Raw genomic sequence first — 18813 nt, forward strand, 5'->3', positions numbered from 1 at the left:
CACTAATCGGGCGTTTTTTTTTGTTTTTTCAAATATACGCGAAAGGGTGACGAAAATTGAACGCATTATTAATGAGAAAACCGAGAATCGAGAGAATCGTAGAGTTAGGACTCTTGATTAACGAAATTGTGGAGTACGAAGGCAAGATACCGCGAAAGCCTATCCAGCAATTACGGAAATTAAAGCGCCAGTTTAAGGCGGCGATAGGCGATGAACTGCTAAGCGAAATAATCAAAACGGACTTGCTCGTTATTACGGAGGTTGAGCAGTATATTATCGCGCATAATCGAGGCGACACAGTTGGTGCTAAACGCCATCAAAACGAATCCGAACGGCTTTGGGAGGAAACTGACGAGCTTATTTATCAGGTGATTGACGAGGTGAACGCGAATGGCAATTAGTCTAGTTGCAAAGCTCGGCTTAGATGGTAGTGGCTTTAACAGTGGCATGAAAGATGCTATCAAGCAAATGAACTATGTGGAAAAAGCTACTAAGACGATGGGCAGTAGTCTATCGAGCGCAACCGATAAGGGACGCCTCAGCTTCAAATCGCTAACGGCTTCGATTAACGCTAATAGACAAAGCCTTGATTTAGCTAGAAACAGTAGCGCGAACTATGGTGCAAGCCTTGGCACACTTGCGGCGGGGATAATGACCGTTGTTGGCGCACAAAAAACGCTTAACGCGACGGTTGGCGAAGCCATGAAGCTCGATTATAACAAGGTTAGTTTGCAGGCGATGTTTGCCGGAGACGCTAAAGCAGCGAATGAGCTATCAAAGTTCATCGAAAACAAGGCGCTAAACTCCGTTATGTCCTATCAGGATGCCTTAAGTGCGACTCAATCCTTCGCCACAACAACTAAGAATACGAAGGACATCAAGGAAATGGTTAACTTGACCGAAAGGTTATCGTACCTAAATCCGTTAGAAGGCTTTCAAGGCGCAGGTTTCGCGATAAAGGAAAGTCTCGGAGGCGATCTTGTCAGCTTGAAAGATCGATTTAACTTGACGTCCAATCAACTAACACCATTGAAAGAGGCAGCGACACAGGCGGAAAAGCTAAAGGCGCTGGATAAAATCCTTAACGACATTGGAATAAGTACGAAATACCTCGATACCGTTAATAATACGACCTACGCGAAGTGGAATAAGCTGACCGATACAACGCGGCAATTCTTCGTGAAGCTCGGTGAGTCGGCGCTTACGTCAGTGTCGCCGATGATTGACAAGTTAACGAAGTTTATGGAGGGCGAGGAGTTCGCAGGATTCCAAGCAAAAGCAGGCGCAGCCTTCGGAGCTTTGTTCCAAAATATCGGACAGTTTGCGACTACTCTATACGATAATCGCGCGCAGATAGCCGAATTTGCCAACGGTGCTATTACGGTACTAACGGATGTCGGCAATGCGGCCAAGTCATTCGCGACCTTCTTTGTTGAGAATTGGTCGACGATCAAGCCCGTTCTAGCTGGAGTTGCGGCCGGATTAATTGCCGTTAAGGTTCACGCAATGGCTCTGAGCATAATCGGGATGGTTACGTCTGTGCTTGGAGGTTTGAAAAAGGCGTTAGCACTGGCACGGGGCGCAATGCTGGCTTTTAATATGGCAATGCGGGCAAACCCGATTGGTTTAGTAATAACAGCGATTGGTCTTTTAGTGACCGCCGGTATTCACCTCTATAAAAATTGGGACACGGTAAAAGTACAGATGGCGAAGACTTTTGACGGTATTAAGTTAGCTGCGGAAAAGTCTATTAACTTCATCATTGGCGGTATTAACGACATGATTGAAACAATCAACAAGATACCTGGCGTTAACATCCCGATTGTGCCTAAAGTCAATTGGTCACAGGCTGATACAAAGCCGCCTAAATCGCCTTACGAAGCTACAAAGCTTAAGCCAGTCACGCCGAACGTGCCGCAAATTAAACTAACGGGCATAGGCGTCAACGGTTCATATTACCACGGACTCGATCGCGTGCCATATGACGGCTTTATCGCGAAATTGCATAGAAATGAGCGCGTCCTAACAGCGCAGGAGAATAAGGCGTTTAACAAGTTGGGCGGATTAAATGGCTTAACTAGTCCGGATCGCGACAGCAAACTAAACTTTAACTACGAGGATTCTGCGCGATTGGGTGGTAGAGGCTCCGGTGGTAACGTTAAGTATGATACGGATAACAGCCGAGTAACACAAAAGATTGAAATGACTAACAACTTTACTCTTCAAACCAATGGCGGAGAGTTTGACCGCAGGCAAATGGATCAGATAGCTAACTTTTTACTATATAAAATTAAAGAAGCAGGGGAGTTGGGAGCATAGTGAGTGTATGGAGAAAAACAGGAAAAAAGCATTTATCATTAGAGGGAGACGCCTATTCTCAATTTGCGCAACTAATGAAAGTTAATGGATATAACAAGCCAATCGATATTATCTTTGGGACTGTAGTTTCACCACCTCCAAATATAGAAATTACACTAGATAGTGCAGGCTCGGATTTCATACTCGATAAGGACGATATTCTTGTTATGGAACACCTTACGCGACATAAACGTATCGCAACGATTAGTCATACCGAAAATGCAACGCGACAACTAGGCGATAAGACAGCGATAGACTACTGCGAGGGCGATTTGCTCAATGACGATTTAGCAGCACCTAATACGGCTTTCAAAATGAACAACGTAGAATTGCAGTTTGAGGACGTTTTAAAAGAAGGCGACCGCATTATCGTTGCGTGGCTGGATGAACAAGACTATGCGGTAATACTTGATCGTTTAACGAGGTATCAATAATCGGCGGAGTCCTTCGGGGCTTCGTCTTTTTTATTTGCGAAAGGGGAGAATATCGAATGGGAAAACGAGGTCCAGCACCGCAACCATTAACGGCAATTCAGCGCTCTGTAGCCTTCCGTTTGGTGTATCGGCAAGGCATGACGATGGATGAAATCGCAGAAGAGGCGGAGGTATCGCGAATGACATTATGGCGATGGATGCAGCGCGAAGATTTCAATAAATTGTACGATCAGGAACACCGAAATATGGTGCGGAGATATGACGCATGGGGTCGAAAAGCGTGGCGGAAAGTAACCTAAGAGTTCAGTGACGGGACATCGACTAAAACGTAGACATAGCGAGGGTTTAACGCTTATAAACTACGTTACAAAACTGCGCATATTTGAACGTTTTCACCCGCACGGAGGCTCTGACGGACACACGCCTCGAACACTTTCGCGATATATTCCGATAACTTCCGATTTTGGGGCGCTTATCGGGGTTCATACATCCGCACGGCGTGCCTGCCGGACGAAGCCTTCCGAAACTCATGGGGTTCAGCGATAAAACATTATGCAACATATCGCTTATCACTACATAAACGGAAGCGCTAGAAACGTTGGTATATCAACAATGTATAAAATCATGCATAAACGATAAATTTGGGCGCTTGACAAACGTTGATATGACGCGGTTTGTGAAACATAGTTACTTCTCATAATGAGCATTATGTAAACTAAAAATGAATGCTTTATACGCTAAAATGAATAAACGGAATACCCCTGCCATGTTGTATCGCGAACCTCCCAAAGCCCCACGTCCGATTCCGTCCAGCTAAGCTCCGCACCTTACGCGCAATGAAAAAACATTTTGCTTTATCGCACTAAAGGAATTGCTAGTCTAGAATAATTTTCGTAGTATTTTTTGAACTCAGGGGGCTAACGAAGAAGGCTCGCGAATATAAGTAGAAAAGGCGACGAGGGCTTGCGCTGGCTGGCGTAGGCTTTCGTTTACATATCGCAAATGTTAGAATATAGCAAGGGAGGGGATATATGTGAAAAGAATCGTATACATAGTTGTTTTATTATTCGCGCTGATTTTAAGTGCTTGTAGCAGTGACGATGAGCACGTACCAGAAAAAACATCTAACGAAAATCCGGTACAAGCTGACGCCGAACCTAAAAAGTTATCAGACGATGACTTAAAGGCGGCAAAAGATACCGTCGAAGAAGGCGGCTGGATTAAGTATCGCGGTGCTGAGTGGGAAGGGAATTTCGATAACGGCGGTCTAAAACTGATGATACACGGCGTATCTGTAACTAACGACATTAAGCGAGTTTCAAACTATACAGGTTCAGATGATGTAGAGGACGGAATAAAAGTTGTGAATGTTTGGGTTGAGCTGCAAAATACAACAAAAGACAAGAAGTATAACGCTTACCCTACTCAGGCAACGCTAGTAACTTCAACGGGTGAACAAGTAGACGCGAATCCATCAATAACGGAGGACATCGGTGGAGAAATTTATGAAGGCGTTAGTAAAGACGGATCAATCGGATTTGTTCTTGAAAAAACTACTGATGTCGCGAACATAACTAGTGTTAAATTCGTGTTTGATGCTTTTTCGGAAGATAATACGGAACGAGAAACGTTTGAAGCTGATATAATACTTAAGTAAGTTCTAGCTCTATTTACAGTTAAGTCTGCCGTAGATAGGGCGTTTTTTTGTGTTGCTACGGACGTTTCTCGCGAAATTAGAAAGAGATTGTCGTATGGTAGCTAGGTAGTTTCGCGTAATTTCCTATTTGCAAACGAATAATGTTTCCGTTGCCTCATCGTCTATTTTTTGCGTTGACATTTATCGCGAATATAAGCTATGATACGAGTAATATAACGTGCGGGATTTAGCGTAATACTACGCAACCTTTTAGAATAAATAGCCGTAAACATTGGTATATAAACGTTTCTCATAACCTACGAATCGAGTGGTGTAATGGATAGCACGTAAGATTCCGGTTCTTGAAATGGGGGTTCGATTCCCTCCAGGGGCGTTCTAAATGAAAAAAGAAACCTTCTTCATCTTTTATTTGATGGAGGAGGTTTTTTTAAGGTTAAAATTTATGAGCAAGTTTTAGGACTAGATGTTAAAATAGATATATTAATTACGCCTTGTTAAATGTCAATAACTTTATTGTATATTTTATGTCTGATTATTGTTTATTTTTCGACAAATTTCATATAAAATAATAGAAAATGAATATTCAGTAATCAATTATCCCTTACTTGACATATGAATATAGGAAAGCGGTTTCAAGGTTAGTTTTGTCACTTTGTTTCTCAGAATTTCTAAAATTGAGAAGAGGAGGTACAATCATGAATTTAAAGGCAGGTTTATACCAAACACAAACACTAAAGCTCGCAATGACCCAAGAGTTAAGTCAAGCGATAGCGCTTTTACAATATTCTACACAAGAGTTAGCTGCTTATTTAGAAAATAAAGCTGCTGAAAATCCTCTCATTTCTCTAGAGAGTCGTGATACAACATTCGATTACAGGAAGAAAAGCTCGAAGAAACAGAAACAAGAATCAGATCCTAAATATTGGATAGAACAAATTGGAGAAGTAAAGATTTGTCTAGAAGATTATCTAATGTCTCAAGTACATCCCAAATTGCTCACAAAAGATGATAAGAAAATCTTAAAACATCTTATACGTAATTTAGATGAGAATGGATATTTTCGAGTAGATTTACAGGGTATAGCATTAAATCTAAATGAACCTGTAGACCATGTCGAGCAAATATTGTTTGTACTCCAAGGATTAGAACCAGCTGGAGTAGGCGCAAGAAACTTACAAGAATGTCTTCTATTACAAATCCAAAGGCAAGATAGCCTTCCCCTCGCTTATAATGTGATTAATAATCATTTCATTCCGTTTGCAGAAAAGAAATGGAAGCAAATATCAAAGGATTTAAAGATCTCACTAACTGAACTCCAAGAAATATTTGATTTTGTACAAACATTACAGCCTAGACCTTGTGCCAGATTCTCACATGACAAACCATCCTATATCGTTCCGGATGTAGTAGTAGAAGTGATAGAGAATCAGCTACACGTTAGACTTGCAGATGATCTACTATCCAAAGTTAAGCTAAATGAAGGCTATTATAAGGATATGAATAATGTAGGAGATAAACAAGTCAATCGATTCCTACAAGATAAGTTTCAGGAATATCAATGGATTATGAAGAGTATTCAACAACGTAGAGAAACGATACTACGAGTTATGACTGCTATTACGGAAAAGCAACCCGACTGCTTGACTAAAGGCTTTTCATACTTAAAGCCGATGACAATGAAAGAGATAGCAGATGAATTGAATATACACGAATCCACTGTCAGTAGAACTGTAAAGGACAAATATGTGCAAGCTCCATTTGGTACTGTTGAGATGCGAGAGTTTTTCTCTTCAAGTCTCCAGTCATTAAGCAGTGAAGATGTTTCTGCAAGAGAAGCGAAAAACGCCATTCAAATTCTTATCGCTAATGAAGACAAGAAAAAGCCACTATCTGATCAAGATATTTCAGAGATATTAAAACAAGAGAAAAGCATCATTCTTTCAAGACGTACTGTAGCCAAGTATCGCGATCAATTAAATATCCCCTCATCCTCCAAAAGAAAAAGATTTTAATAAGAAAAAAGGTGAATGGTGTGTCTGTTGAGTTACTATTGTATTCCAAGACCAATTGTCATCTTTGTGAAATTGCAAAAGAAGAGCTTGAAATAGTTAAGCAACGAGAAGGAATTACGTATCAAGAAATAGATATTTATAAAGATGATCGGTTACTTGAGAAGTATGGATTAATGATACCGGTGGTAGAATATGAAGGTAAAGTTATTCAATATGGTCAAGTGAATTGTAAAGTTATACAGAAATTTTTGAATAATACAAATTAAGTAATATAGGCAATTGGTAGTTGAAAAAATGAATTCCCCTTGTTAAAATAAAAGCAAGACAAGGGTGAATTTTTTTTGGATACGGTGGGACAAAAAACGTCTAGCGTGGACAAAAGTCGTCCATAAATAATTTTTAAGGAGAATAACTCCATGCAATCATTACTAGATATCCAAAAAAGATTATTGCCAGACTTGTTAGAAGTTATGCAAAAACGATATGGAATCCTACATTACATAAGATTTATGCAACCTGTAGGTAGGCGAAGTTTGGCGCATAGTCTAAACCTTACTGAGCGCGTTGTACGTAGCGAAGTAGATTATTTAAAACAGCAAAATTTAATTGAAATCCATAGTAGTGGAATGACATTATCTGCTGATGGTTTAGAACTTCTCGAAAAGCTTGATGGTGTAATGAGAGAGATTTTGGGTATAGACCTGATTGAGAAGCAATTACAACAGAAGCTTGGGGTAAAAGTAGTAGTAGTTGCTGGAAATAGTGATGTTTCACCTTGGGTGAAAAGTGAACTTGGAAAAGCGGGAGCTTTACGAATGAAAAAATCACTTTCCGGGGAAAATATCATAGCTGTTACCGGAGGTACGACAATGGCTACGGTGGCGGAAATGCTAAATCCTATTCCTGATAGCAAAAATATTTTATTTGTACCAGCTCGTGGTGGCCTTGGTGAAGAAATGAAAGACCAAGCAAATACGATTGTTTCTAAGATGGCTGAGAAAATGAACGCATCTTATCGAGTGTTATATGTCCCAGATCAAATTAGTGATGAATCGTACGCCACAATAATGAAAGAACCTTCTATTAAAGAAGTTAGTTCATTAATTAAAGACTCTGATATTGTGATTCATGGTATTGGAGAGGCTTCCGTGATGGCAAAAAGAAGAAATACGACAGACGCCGTCATGACAAAAATCAAGGATGGTGAAGCTGTTGGTGAAGCATTTGGTTATTACTTTAATGAACATGGGGAAATTGTTCATAAAGTCCAAACTGTAGGTATTCAGCTTGAAGATTTAAATCAAGCAAAAGAAGTAATTGCTGTAGCTGGTGGAACATCCAAAGCTAAAGCAATTGGAGCCTATATGAAAAGTGCACCACGAAACACCATTTTAATCACTGATGAAGCAGCAGCAATAGAGTTATTAAAGGGTTAATCCCTTTTATATAAAAAATAAAAAACTTACGCAGTTCCTAATTAAAGGAGGAAACTACACATGGCAGTAAAAGTAGGTATTAACGGATTTGGACGTATCGGACGTATGGTTTTCCGCGCGGCATTAAAAAACCCTAACATTGAGGTTGTAGCTATCAATGACTTAACAGATGCAGACATGCTTGCGCATCTTTTACAATACGATTCAGTTCACGGAACTCTTAGCGAGAAAGTAGCTGTAGATGGCGATTCAATCGTTGTAAACGGACAAAAAACCAAAATCATCGCTGAGCGCGATCCAGCTCAAATCGGTTGGGGAGATCTAGGTGTAGAAGTAGTAGTTGAATCTACTGGTCGCTTCACTAAGCGTTCTGACGCTGCTAAACACATCGAAGCAGGCGCTAAAAAAGTTATCATCTCTGCTCCGGCATCTGATGAAGATATCACAATCGTTATGGGTGTTAACGACGATCAATATGATGCATCTAAACACGATGTAATCTCTAATGCTTCTTGTACTACAAACTGTTTAGCTCCTTTTGCTAAAGTTCTTAACGAAAAATTCGGTATCAAACGTGGAATGATGACTACAGTTCACTCATACACAAATGACCAACAAATTCTTGACTTACCACACAAAGACTACCGTCGTGCTCGTGCAGCTGCTGAAAGCATCATCCCAACAACTACTGGTGCTGCGAAAGCTGTTGCTCTAGTATTACCTGAGTTAAAAGGTAAATTAAACGGTATGGCTATGCGTGTACCAACTCCAAACGTATCAGTTGTAGACTTAGTTGCTGAACTTGAAAAAGACGTAACTGCTGAAGAAGTAAACGCAGCTCTTAAAGCAGCAGCTGATGGTGAATTAAAAGGTATTTTAGAATACAGCGAACTTCCATTAGTTTCTCGTGACTACAATGGAAACACTCACTCTTCATCTGTAGATGCATTATCTACAATGGTAATGGAAGGAAACATGGTTAAAGTTCTTTCTTGGTACGATAACGAAACTGGTTACTCTAACCGTGTTGTAGACTTAATCGACTACATCGCTTCAAAAGGTCTTTAATTTAACCTAAATGTTTCAAAAAAACATTTCTAGCCAGTATAAGAACGTATTGGATAAAATGTGTTGATGGGACTATAATATAAAGAGAAAAAGGGGAGAGGGGAATATGCCCCTTCCCCTTTTTCTTATTTTGACTAAATCTTTCAATAAAGTTAGAAGTTTCTCGGTGTCTTTGCCAATAGCCGTTAACTACTAATTTATATGAAATTGACTAGTAATTGAAACGATGGGAATTGTAAGTACATACGTAAGCTTTTCCTATCTAATGCAAAAGGAGGATCTTTTTAGCATGAATAAAATGAGTATTAAAGATATTGATGTAAAAGGAAAGCGTGTATTCTGTCGAGTGGACTTTAACGTACCAATGCAAAATGGTGTAATCACAGATGATACGCGTGTTCGTGCTGCATTACCTACTATTCAGTATTTAGTAGAACAAGGCGCAAAAGTAATTCTAGCAAGCCATATGGGTCGTCCAAAGGGACAAGTAAACGAAGATATGCGTTTAACTCCAGTTGCGAAAAAGCTTAGTGAACTTCTTGGTAAAGAAGTAGCAAAAGCAGACGAAGCTTACGGAGAAGCTGTTGAAGCTGAAATCGCAAAAATGAACGATGGCGATGTATTATTGCTTGAAAACGTTCGTTTCTACCCAGGTGAAGAGAAGAATGATCCAGAATTAGCAAAAGCATTTGCTAACCTTGCAGACATCTTTGTAAATGATGCATTCGGTGCTGCACACCGTGCGCATGCTTCAACTGAAGGTATTGCGAAATACATTCCAGCTGTATCTGGTTTCTTAATGCAAAAAGAACTTGATGTTTTAGGAAAAGCAATGTCTAATCCAGAGCGTCCTTTCACTGCTATTATCGGTGGAGCAAAAGTTAAAGATAAAATCGGTGTTATTGAAAATCTATTAGATAAAGTAGATAACTTAATCATCGGTGGCGGATTAGCTTATACGTTCATTAAAGCTCAAGGTCACGAAATTGGTACTTCTCTAGTAGAAGAAGACAAAATCGAATTAGCTAAATCTTTCATGGAACAAGCGAAAGAAAAAGGTGTTAAATTGTACATGCCAGTCGATGGAGTTATTGCTCCTGAATTTGGTGAAAATGTAGAGTGTAAACCAGTTGATATCGATTCAATTCCAGCTGACTGGATGTCACTTGATATCGGACCAAAAACAGCGGCACTATATGCAGATGTAATCAAAAACTCTAAATTAGTAATCTGGAATGGACCTATGGGAGTTTTTGAATTTGATAAATTTGCTAATGGAACAAAAGCTGTGGCTGAAGCATTAGCAAATTCTGATGCATACAGTGTAGTTGGTGGTGGAGATTCAGCAGCAGCTGCTGAAAAATTCAACCTAGCTGACAAAATGTCACACATCTCTACAGGTGGTGGCGCTTCACTTGAGTTTATTGAAGGTAAAGAGCTTCCAGGTGTAGTTGCTTTAAACGATAAATAATCTAATTACTAAACTAGAAAAGCTTTAGTTACAATTATTCTTTTATATTAATGAAGGAAGTGTGCACAATATACTTCGACTTTGCCCTTAGGAAGTATCATTTTGTGAAGCTTTTACCATTCATATGATTTGTAATGTAACTTATATGTAACATAGCTGTACGAACACTCATTACAAACCAGTTAAGGGCCCTAACTAGTTATGGAATGAATCGAGCAGTTTGTTGCACTATGGAAAGGAAGGTACACAATGCGTAAACCAATTATCGCTGGTAACTGGAAAATGAATAAAACACTTTCTGAAGCAATGAGCTTTGTTGAAGAAGTGAAAAATGGAGTTCCTTCAAACGATGCAGTAGAATCAGTAATCTGTTCTCCAGCATTATTCTTAGGACAACTTGTAGAAGCAACAAAAGGCACAAACGTTAGCATTGGTGCTCAAAACATGCACTTTGCTGAAAATGGAGCTTTCACAGGCGAAGTAAGCCCTGTTGCACTTGCTGACCTTGGCGTTCAGTACGTTATTCTTGGACACTCTGAGCGTAGAGAAATGTTCAATGAAACGGATGAATCAGTTAACAAAAAGACTCTTGCTGCATTCAAACATGGTTTAACGCCAATCGTTTGCTGTGGTGAAACATTAGAAGAGCGCGAAAGCGGAAAAACAAACGAACTTGTAGGAGCTCAAATTGAAAAAGCTCTTGCTGGTTTAACTGAAGAACAAGCTAAAGCTACAGTTATTGCTTATGAGCCAATTTGGGCAATCGGAACTGGTAAATCTTCTACAGCAGCTGATGCTAATGAAGTATGTGCTCACATCCGTTCTGTAGTAGCTTCTCAATTCTCTCGTGATGTAGCAGAAGCAATCCGTATTCAATACGGCGGAAGCGTTAAGCCTGAAAACATCAAAGAATATATGGCTGAAGCAGACATCGACGGTGCATTAGTTGGTGGAGCAGCTTTAGAACCTCAATCTTTCCTTCAATTATTGGAGGCAGGTAAATAATGACTAAGGCTCCTGTTGCTTTAATTATTCTTGATGGTTTTGGTCTTCGTGATGTTACAGAAGGAAATGCGGTAGCACAATCTAAAAAGCCTAATTATGATCGTTACTGGAACAACTTCCCTCATGCTACTTTACGTGCTGACGGTGAATTCGTTGGTCTTCCAGAAGGTCAAATGGGTAATTCAGAAGTTGGTCATTTAAATATCGGTGCAGGCCGAGTAGTGTATCAAAGCTTAACTCGTGTGAACGTTGCGATTCGTGAAGGAGAGTTCGAAAAGAACGAAACTTTCGTTGACGCATTGAATCACGTGAAAAAAAATGGTACAAATCTTCATTTATTTGGTTTATTATCAGATGGTGGAGTACATAGCCATATTGATCATATGTATGCTCTTCTTCGCTTAGCAGCTGAAGAAGGTGTGAAAAATGTATATCTTCATGGTTTCTTAGATGGACGTGACGTTGGTCCGCGAACTGCTAAAAAATACATCGCAGAAACTGAAGAAAAAATGAAAGAATATGGTGTAGGGAAATTCGCAACGATTTCTGGTCGCTATTACAGCATGGACCGCGATAAGCGGTGGGAACGTGTTGAGAAGTCTTACCGTAGCATGGTTTATGCTGAAGGTCCTACTTACACGTCTGCAATGGATTGCGTAGATGATAACTACAAAAATGAAATCTATGATGAGTTCGTACTGCCATCTGTTATTACTAACGAAGATGGATCGCCAGTGGCAACAATTCAAGATAATGATGCAGTTATTTTCTATAATTTCCGCCCTGACCGTGCAATTCAAATTTCTAATACGTTCACAAACGAAGACTTCCGTTCATTCGATCGTGGACCTAAAGCACCGAAGAACTTACACTTCGTATGCTTCACTCACTTCTCTGAAACTGTTAAAGGATATGTAGCGTTCAAGCCTTCTAACCTTGATAACACATTAGGTGAAGTACTGTCTCAGAATAATTTAAAGCAGCTTCGTATTGCTGAAACAGAGAAATACCCTCACGTAACATTCTTTATGAGTGGTGGTCGTGAAGCGGAATTTCCTGGTGAAGAGCGCATCTTAATTGCTTCTCCTAAGGTTGCAACGTACGACCTTAAGCCAGAAATGAGCGCTTACGAAGTAACGGATGCATTGCTTGCAGAAATTGCAGCTGATAAATTCGATGCGATTATTCTAAACTTTGCTAACCCTGATATGGTTGGGCACTCTGGAATGCTTGCGCCAACGATTAAAGCGGTTGAGACAGTAGATGAGTGCTTAGGTAAAATTGTTGATGCCATCCTTGCAAAAGGTGGACAAGCAATCATTACAGCTGACCATGGTAACTCTGATGAAGTAGTTACACTTGAAGGTAATCCAATGACTGCTCATACAACAAATCCAGTTCCTGTAATTGTAACGAAAGAAAATGTTACACTTCGTGAAGATGGAAAATTAGCTGATTTAGCACCAACAATGCTTGATTTATTAAACGTAGAAAAGCCTGTTGAAATGACAGGATCTACATTAGTAAACAAATAATAAAAACTTACATTTAAAGGAGATTTTTTAATATGCCATACATTCAATTCGTATATGCTCGTGAAGTTCTTGATTCTCGCGGAAACCCAACTGTAGAAGTAGAAGTAATGACTGAGTCTGGTTACTTCGGACGCGCTCTAGTACCATCAGGTGCATCAACTGGTGAATATGAAGCAGTTGAATTACGTGACGGAGACAAGTCTCGTTACCTTGGAAAAGGTGTTCAAAAAGCTGTTGATAATGTAAACAACATTATCGCTGAAGCTGTAATCGGCATGGACGTAACTGACCAAGCTGGAATCGACAAAGCAATGATCGAATTAGACGGAACTGAAAACAAAGGTAAACTAGGTGCTAACGCAATCCTTGGTGTATCTATGGCTGTAGCACACGCTGCTGCTGATTCAGTAGGTCTTCCATTATACCGTTACCTTGGTGGATTCAACGCTAAGCAACTTCCAACTCCAATGATGAACATCATCAACGGTGGATCTCACGCTGACAACAACGTTGACTTCCAAGAATTCATGATCTTGCCAGTTGGAGCTCCAACATTCAAAGAAGCAATCCGTATGGGTGCTGAAGTATTCCACGCTCTTAAAGCAGTTCTTCATGACAAAGGTCTTAACACTGCTGTAGGTGACGAAGGTGGATTCGCTCCAAACCTTGGTTCTAACCGTGAAGCTTTAGAAGTAATCATCGAAGCAATCACTAAAGCTGGCTACGAAGCTGGAAAAGATATCTTCTTAGGAATGGACGTAGCTTCTTCTGAGTTCTTCAACAAAGAAACTAAGAAATATGACTTAGCTGGAGAAGGACGTACTGGTTTATCTTCAGAAGACATGGTTAACTTCTACGAAGAGCTTTGCAACGAGTTCCCAATCGTATCAATTGAAGATGGTTTAGACGAAAACGACTGGGAAGGTCACAAATTATTAACTGAGCGTATCGGTGATAAAGTACAACTTGTTGGTGATGATTTATTCGTTACAAACACTAAAAAATTAGCTGAAGGTATTGAAAAAGGAATCTCTAACTCAATCCTAATCAAAGTTAACCAAATCGGTACTTTAACTGAAACTTTCGATGCAATCGAAATGGCTAAACGCGCTGGTTACACTGCAGTTGTATCTCACCGTTCTGGTGAAACAGAAGATGCTACAATCGCTGACATCGCTGTTGCAACTAACGCTGGTCAAATCAAAACTGGTTCTATGTCTCGTACAGACCGTATCGCTAAATACAACCAACTTCTTCGCATCGAAGACGAGCTTGGCGATTTAGCAGTATACGATGGAATGAAATCTTTCTACAACATCAAACGATAATTGTAAAACAATAAATGAAAGCTCATATCCACCATAATGCCTTTGCCAATTCATTATGGTGGATCAACTTGGGCTTATAGAAAACAACCCATTATCAGTAGTGATTCTTGTTTGAATCGGCTGATATGGGTTGTTTTTTTTCCGTTCAAACTAGCGCTAAGACTCCCACTTCAAAACGAAAGTATAAGTGAAGACGTGTAAGTGGGAGATTAAGAGCCAGTAAGAACCCGATTGACTACTAATCGGTGAGGGATGAACGAACACCCCATCGATTAAAGTTTCACTTTATTGGAGTAATAAAAATTTTTTTTAGTCACTCTTTTTCTTCATAATTTCTGCAAGGTTTTTCGGTAAGTTATAGCAAAGGGGTGTTTTTTATGAAGAGGAAATATTTAATGACCTTAGCTTTAGCCAGTACATTAATAATCAGTGCATGTTCTTCAAATCAAGACGATGATATGAAAGGAATGGACCATTCTGAAATGAATCAGTCAGAGGATAGCATGGAAGGAATGGATCATTCTGAAATGAATCAAGCTGACGGTGACATGGATCATGCTAATGAACAGAATGAATTTCCATTAAACAATTCAACTGGGGAGAATGAATTGAAAGTACCACCCATATTGAAGCCGGATAAAGTAGAAGGAAATAATGTTTATTACACCATTGAGACGAAAAAGGGAAAAACAGAGATTTTTAAAGGGTATGAAACAAGTACTTTAGGATATAATTCGTCATTTCTAGGTCCTGTTGTCAAAATGAAAAAAGGCCAAAATGTTTATATAAATACGAAAAATAATTTAGACGAAGAGACTACCTTCCATTGGCATGGTTTAGAGCTACCAAGTGATGCAGATGGTGGTCCGCACAGTATCATCAAGCCTGGGGAGCAGAAACAAATCTCTTTTCAAGTACAACAAGATGCGGCAACGCTATGGTTTCATCCACATCCAAAAGGAAATACAGCTAAACAAGTTTTCAACGGTTTAGCAGGATTGATTTATCTTGAAGACGAGGAGCAAGAGCAGCTATCATTACCAGATAAATATGGCAAAAATGACTTTCCATTAATCATTCAAGATAAATCGTTTGATAAAGACAAGCAATTTAACTATGAAGAAGTTATGAATGCAGATGGTACATTAGGAGATACGTTATTAGTCAATGGTACAGTAAATCCAACATTGAATTTGAATAAAGAGAAAGTTCGTTTTCGTTTAGTAAATGGATCGAATATGAGAAATTATGTATTTAAGTTAAGTAATAAACAGTCATTTATGCAAATTGCCTCTGATGGAGGATTGTTAAATCAGCCTGTAGAATTAAAAGAATTGAAATTAACACCTGGTGAAAGAGTGGAGATTATTGTAGATTTCTCAAACATGAAAGAGGAAGATCTTGCTTTAATTACAGAAGAGGGTACCGTTGTTTTACCGTTTACATTTAAGGAGGCGACTAGCTCTGAAACAGCTGATACGCCAAAGCAAATGAATAATATCTCGATAAGCGAATCGGATTTAAATAAGGATGTTAGTAAAAAAATTGAGCTATTCGGTATGGGATCGATGGTTACAATTAATGGTAAGAAGTTTGATATGGACAGAATTGACTTTAAACAAAAAGCGGGTGTGACTGAGGTTTGGGAAATTTACAATAAACCGGACATGATGGGTGGTATGGTTCATCCTTTCCACATCCATGGGACGCAATTCAAAGTTATATCAATCAATGGAGAAAAGCCTCCAGCAAATCTACAAGGCTATAAAGATACAATTGCGCTAAATCCCGATGATAAAGTGAAGATTGCTGTCAAATTTCATCAAAAGGGTACTTATATGTACCATTGCCATATCCTTGAGCATGAGGAAAATGGTATGATGGGTCAAATTAAGATTTACTGATGATTTCAAAAATAGTAGCTTATATTTCAAGCGTGATTTTTTGCTGAATTCACTAGATATAAGCTGCTTTTTGTTTAGTATTATTTATTATCTAATACATTATTATATTTCGTAGGTAATTGATTATTTAAGATTTCATCAATACAATCATATATAGTTTCTCTATAGAACGCCATAGAACTAGCGGTGTAAACAATAGAATTAGAATCGAATTCTGGTAATACATCTGTTGTTCCTCTATTAATATAAACATGATCATTTACATGTTTTTTTAACATTTGATACCCAAGATGGGATATATCATCATTTTGAATGGTTTTAATAAAAGAATTTAAATCACTTTCTTGACTTACATTAAGTGATTCGAAATCATCTATTAGATTTTTTATATCTTTCATAACAATTTCTAAATCAGATACAGTAACTGCCTGATCGTGTCTTAATTTTTCTATCTGAATGGTAAAAAGGCTAGTTAAGAATTCATTCGTTAATTTTGCGTTTTGAATATGTAAAAGATTTTTAATTGCGAATACAACCAAAAAATATTGCCGGCTTGTTATTAAGACCGGCAATACTCTAATAATATTAATTTTGTAGTAATTATATTATGGATACATTGTGTTTTTCTAGTTGCGTTATTTATATAAAAAGCTCTCAGCTGAATACGATTGGTTCTATATTATTAATTAATAGACGCCGTTACTTGTTCCAATACGGTTAGCACCAGCTTCTACTAATGCTTTCATCATTTCCGGTGTTCTTACACCACCAGAAGCTTTTACGCCTACGTGTTCGCCAACATGTTTTCTCATTAAGGCTACATCTTCGACTGTAGCTCCTCCTGTTGAGAAGCCTGTCGATGTTTTAATGAAATCAGCTCCAGCTTCACGTACGATGACACTTACTTTTTCGATTTCTTCTTTTGTTAATAAGCATGCTTCAACAATAACCTTAACTAACGCTTTGCCTTTAGCTGCTTCTACTACTGCTTCAATATCTTTTTGTACAACTTCGTAACGACCAGCTTTTAATTCACCAATATTAATTACCATATCTACTTCATCTGCACCATTGGCAATTGCATCTTTTGTTTCAAATACTTTTGTATTTGTTGTGTTTGCTCCTAAGGGGAATCCAATAACTGTTACCACGTTTACTTCAGAATCTTTCAGTACTTTTGCAGCTAATGGAACCCAATATGGACTAATACATACTGATGCAAAATTATGTTCTAAAGCTTCATTTAGTACTCTTTGAACGGAAGCTTCTGTTGTATCTGCCTTTAAGATTGTGTGGTCAATTAATTTGTTGAAATTCATGTTTGTTTCCTCCTCGTAATTTAAGCTCACATTCAATATAACACCATAAGGAACAATTGTAAAATATAATTTTTACAATTGTTCCAATGGAGCTTTAAAAAGGTAATAAAATATGAAGTTTTCATTAGATTTAAGGAAGAAATATTATCATTTACATAAACTTACTAGCTTTGGCCTTGATTAAAGAGCTAGCAATTTCTTTGCTGTGAAGCGATCCGTAACCAGTGTATTTGCTAATTGATGTTTTAGAGCGATATGTATAGCCTTTACCTTTTCTTCTCCACCAGCTATTAGGAGGCTTTTATCCTTTTGTTTCAGGTCAGATAATTCAATACCAAATGTTCGGCTATTTAATTCTTCATTACATACATTTCCGTTACTTTCGAAAAATCTCGAACAAATATCACCTACAGCAGACTCTTTCAGAGACTGAAACTCCGAGTCGGTAATATAGTTCATCTTATAAAGTAAAGAGTCTTTTGAGATAGATCCAATCGAGTACAGTGCGATATTCGCTCGTTTCATTTGTTCTAAAACGTGAGCAATATGTCGATCTTGACCAATGATATTTTTAAGTTCAATTGATTCAAAGATAACAGGGAGTGGAACAAATTGCCCAAACGCTTTATAAGCATTGGTGAACATTTGAATGATTTCAATATCGTGCGCCTTATGATGTGAGTAACTCATGCCACCTTTCATTTGGATAATTTCTATCCCTTTTACATTTTTGGGTTTTAATTCTTTTGCTACCTCATAGAGTGTGCTTCCCCATGAAACACCTATGATATCGCCATCGATTATAATTTCATCTAAGTATTCAGCCGTAGTTTTGCCAATATATTTCTTGATTTGCTTTTCTTCATCCGCGGGAGCGAAGGCGATACGCACTGCTTGTAATTGATATTTTTCCTGCAGTGCTAATTCTAAGTTGGAAGACTGATCTCTTGGGTCATTTATGACGATGCTAACGTAATTTTTTTCTTTAGCATACTTCAATAATTTTGATACTGTAGGTCTAGAAATATCTAATGCCTTTGCTATATCACTTTGATTTTTGTCCAAATCATAATACATTTTAGCTACATCGATACTAAGTAAATCTTTATCTTCGTACATGAGAAGCTCCTTTTTTATTTTATCTTTTTAAGAAAGAAGATCTTTTTATGTATTATCCTCTTTATTTTACATATTTAGCATTTTTGTATTGCTTTCTTTATAAATAATAAACTCTTTATGATAACGATGGCTACTATATGTTGATTTATCCCGTTCAAACTGGCGCT

At 38.4% G+C, this 18813-nt stretch carries 17 protein-coding genes; 14 read left to right on the top strand and 3 right to left on the bottom strand.

What is annotated here, in order from left to right; genetic code table 11:
- Positions 1-113: 113 nt before the first annotated feature.
- From V7014_RS03540 to V7014_RS03605, 14 genes are all read left to right on the top strand, one after another.
- Positions 114-401 (top strand): hypothetical protein, encoded by a 288-nt coding sequence (locus V7014_RS03540; RefSeq protein WP_335504233.1) that lies wholly within the window; start codon positions 114-116, stop codon positions 399-401.
- Positions 391-2319: a hypothetical protein gene (locus tag V7014_RS03545; RefSeq protein WP_335504234.1), complete on the top strand. Its 1929-nt coding sequence runs from the start codon at positions 391-393 to the stop codon at positions 2317-2319. Before V7014_RS03540 ends, V7014_RS03545 begins: the two co-directional genes overlap by 11 nt.
- Positions 2319-2792, top strand: a complete 474-nt coding sequence (locus V7014_RS03550) for a DUF2577 family protein (protein ID WP_335504236.1) — start codon at positions 2319-2321, stop codon at positions 2790-2792. The genes V7014_RS03545 and V7014_RS03550 overlap by 1 nt, the downstream gene beginning before the upstream one ends.
- A gap of 56 nt (positions 2793-2848) precedes the next feature.
- Positions 2849-3091 (top strand): phBC6A51 family helix-turn-helix protein, encoded by a 243-nt coding sequence (locus tag V7014_RS03555; RefSeq protein WP_335504237.1) that lies wholly within the window; start codon positions 2849-2851, stop codon positions 3089-3091.
- Between the two features lie 734 nt (positions 3092-3825).
- On the top strand, positions 3826-4449 hold the full coding sequence (locus V7014_RS03560) for a hypothetical protein (protein ID WP_335504239.1): 624 nt from the start codon (positions 3826-3828) through the stop codon (positions 4447-4449).
- A gap of 695 nt (positions 4450-5144) precedes the next feature.
- A complete protein-coding gene (gene rpoN / locus V7014_RS03565) occupies positions 5145-6461 on the top strand; it encodes an RNA polymerase factor sigma-54 (protein WP_335504242.1) in 1317 nt (438 codons plus the stop codon).
- 20 nt (positions 6462-6481) lie between these two features.
- Positions 6482-6727 (top strand): glutaredoxin family protein, encoded by a 246-nt coding sequence (locus tag V7014_RS03570; RefSeq protein ID WP_335504244.1) that lies wholly within the window; start codon positions 6482-6484, stop codon positions 6725-6727.
- Between the two features lie 150 nt (positions 6728-6877).
- Entirely contained in the window at positions 6878-7897 is a 1020-nt protein-coding gene (locus V7014_RS03575; RefSeq protein WP_335504246.1) for a sugar-binding transcriptional regulator, read from the top strand.
- Between the two features lie 60 nt (positions 7898-7957).
- Entirely contained in the window at positions 7958-8965 is a 1008-nt protein-coding gene (gene gap, locus V7014_RS03580; RefSeq protein WP_335504247.1) for a type I glyceraldehyde-3-phosphate dehydrogenase, read from the top strand.
- A 289-nt stretch (positions 8966-9254) separates the two neighbouring features.
- Positions 9255-10436, top strand: coding sequence for a phosphoglycerate kinase (locus tag V7014_RS03585; protein WP_335504249.1), 1182 nt, complete (start codon positions 9255-9257; stop codon positions 10434-10436).
- Positions 10437-10685: 249 nt separating this feature from the next.
- A complete protein-coding gene (tpiA, locus tag V7014_RS03590) occupies positions 10686-11441 on the top strand; it encodes a triose-phosphate isomerase (RefSeq protein WP_335504251.1) in 756 nt (251 codons plus the stop codon).
- Positions 11441-12976: a 2,3-bisphosphoglycerate-independent phosphoglycerate mutase gene (gene gpmI / locus V7014_RS03595; protein ID WP_335504253.1), complete on the top strand. Its 1536-nt coding sequence runs from the start codon at positions 11441-11443 to the stop codon at positions 12974-12976. The genes tpiA and gpmI overlap by 1 nt, the downstream gene beginning before the upstream one ends.
- Before the next feature lie 32 nt (positions 12977-13008).
- On the top strand, positions 13009-14304 hold the full coding sequence (eno, locus tag V7014_RS03600; protein WP_335504255.1) for a phosphopyruvate hydratase: 1296 nt from the start codon (positions 13009-13011) through the stop codon (positions 14302-14304).
- Between the two features lie 377 nt (positions 14305-14681).
- Positions 14682-16208: a multicopper oxidase family protein gene (locus V7014_RS03605; RefSeq protein WP_335504257.1), complete on the top strand. Its 1527-nt coding sequence runs from the start codon at positions 14682-14684 to the stop codon at positions 16206-16208.
- An 80-nt stretch (positions 16209-16288) separates the two neighbouring features.
- On the opposite strand, the gene V7014_RS03610 is transcribed toward V7014_RS03605, so the two are convergent.
- From V7014_RS03610 to V7014_RS03620, 3 genes are all read right to left on the bottom strand, one after another.
- The gene (locus tag V7014_RS03610; protein ID WP_335504259.1) at positions 16289-16747 is read right to left on the bottom strand and encodes a hypothetical protein; all 459 of its coding nucleotides are present in this window, start codon (positions 16745-16747) and stop codon (positions 16289-16291) included.
- A 147-nt stretch (positions 16748-16894) separates the two neighbouring features.
- Positions 16895-17527: a deoxyribose-phosphate aldolase gene (gene deoC, locus V7014_RS03615; RefSeq protein WP_335504261.1), complete on the bottom strand. Its 633-nt coding sequence runs from the start codon at positions 17525-17527 to the stop codon at positions 16895-16897.
- A gap of 180 nt (positions 17528-17707) precedes the next feature.
- Entirely contained in the window at positions 17708-18646 is a 939-nt protein-coding gene (locus V7014_RS03620; RefSeq protein WP_335504262.1) for a sugar-binding transcriptional regulator, read from the bottom strand.
- Positions 18647-18813 lie beyond the last annotated feature (167 nt).

The organism is Bacillus sp. JJ722 (assembly GCF_036963345.1).
Taxonomy (GTDB): Bacteria; Bacillota; Bacilli; order Bacillales; family DSM-1321; genus Bacillus_AD.

Bases quoted from the DNA above. Each gene is read 5' to 3' on its own strand.
- eno (WP_335504255.1), top strand. From the start codon at position 13,009: ATGCCATACATTCAATTCGTATATGCTCGTGAAGTTCTTGATTCTCGC.
- gpmI (WP_335504253.1), top strand. From the start codon at position 11,441: ATGACTAAGGCTCCTGTTGCTTTAATTATTCTTGATGGTTTTGGTCTT.
- V7014_RS03585 (WP_335504249.1), top strand. From the start codon at position 9,255: ATGAATAAAATGAGTATTAAAGATATTGATGTAAAAGGAAAGCGTGTA.
- gap (WP_335504247.1), top strand. From the start codon at position 7,958: ATGGCAGTAAAAGTAGGTATTAACGGATTTGGACGTATCGGACGTATG.
- V7014_RS03555 (WP_335504237.1), top strand. From the start codon at position 2,849: ATGGGAAAACGAGGTCCAGCACCGCAACCATTAACGGCAATTCAGCGC.
- deoC (WP_335504261.1), bottom strand. From the start codon at position 17,527: ATGAATTTCAACAAATTAATTGACCACACAATCTTAAAGGCAGATACA.
- V7014_RS03545 (WP_335504234.1), top strand. From the start codon at position 391: ATGGCAATTAGTCTAGTTGCAAAGCTCGGCTTAGATGGTAGTGGCTTT.
- rpoN (WP_335504242.1), top strand. From the start codon at position 5,145: ATGAATTTAAAGGCAGGTTTATACCAAACACAAACACTAAAGCTCGCA.
- tpiA (WP_335504251.1), top strand. From the start codon at position 10,686: ATGCGTAAACCAATTATCGCTGGTAACTGGAAAATGAATAAAACACTT.
- V7014_RS03575 (WP_335504246.1), top strand. From the start codon at position 6,878: ATGCAATCATTACTAGATATCCAAAAAAGATTATTGCCAGACTTGTTA.
- V7014_RS03605 (WP_335504257.1), top strand. From the start codon at position 14,682: ATGAAGAGGAAATATTTAATGACCTTAGCTTTAGCCAGTACATTAATA.
- V7014_RS03620 (WP_335504262.1), bottom strand. From the start codon at position 18,646: ATGTACGAAGATAAAGATTTACTTAGTATCGATGTAGCTAAAATGTAT.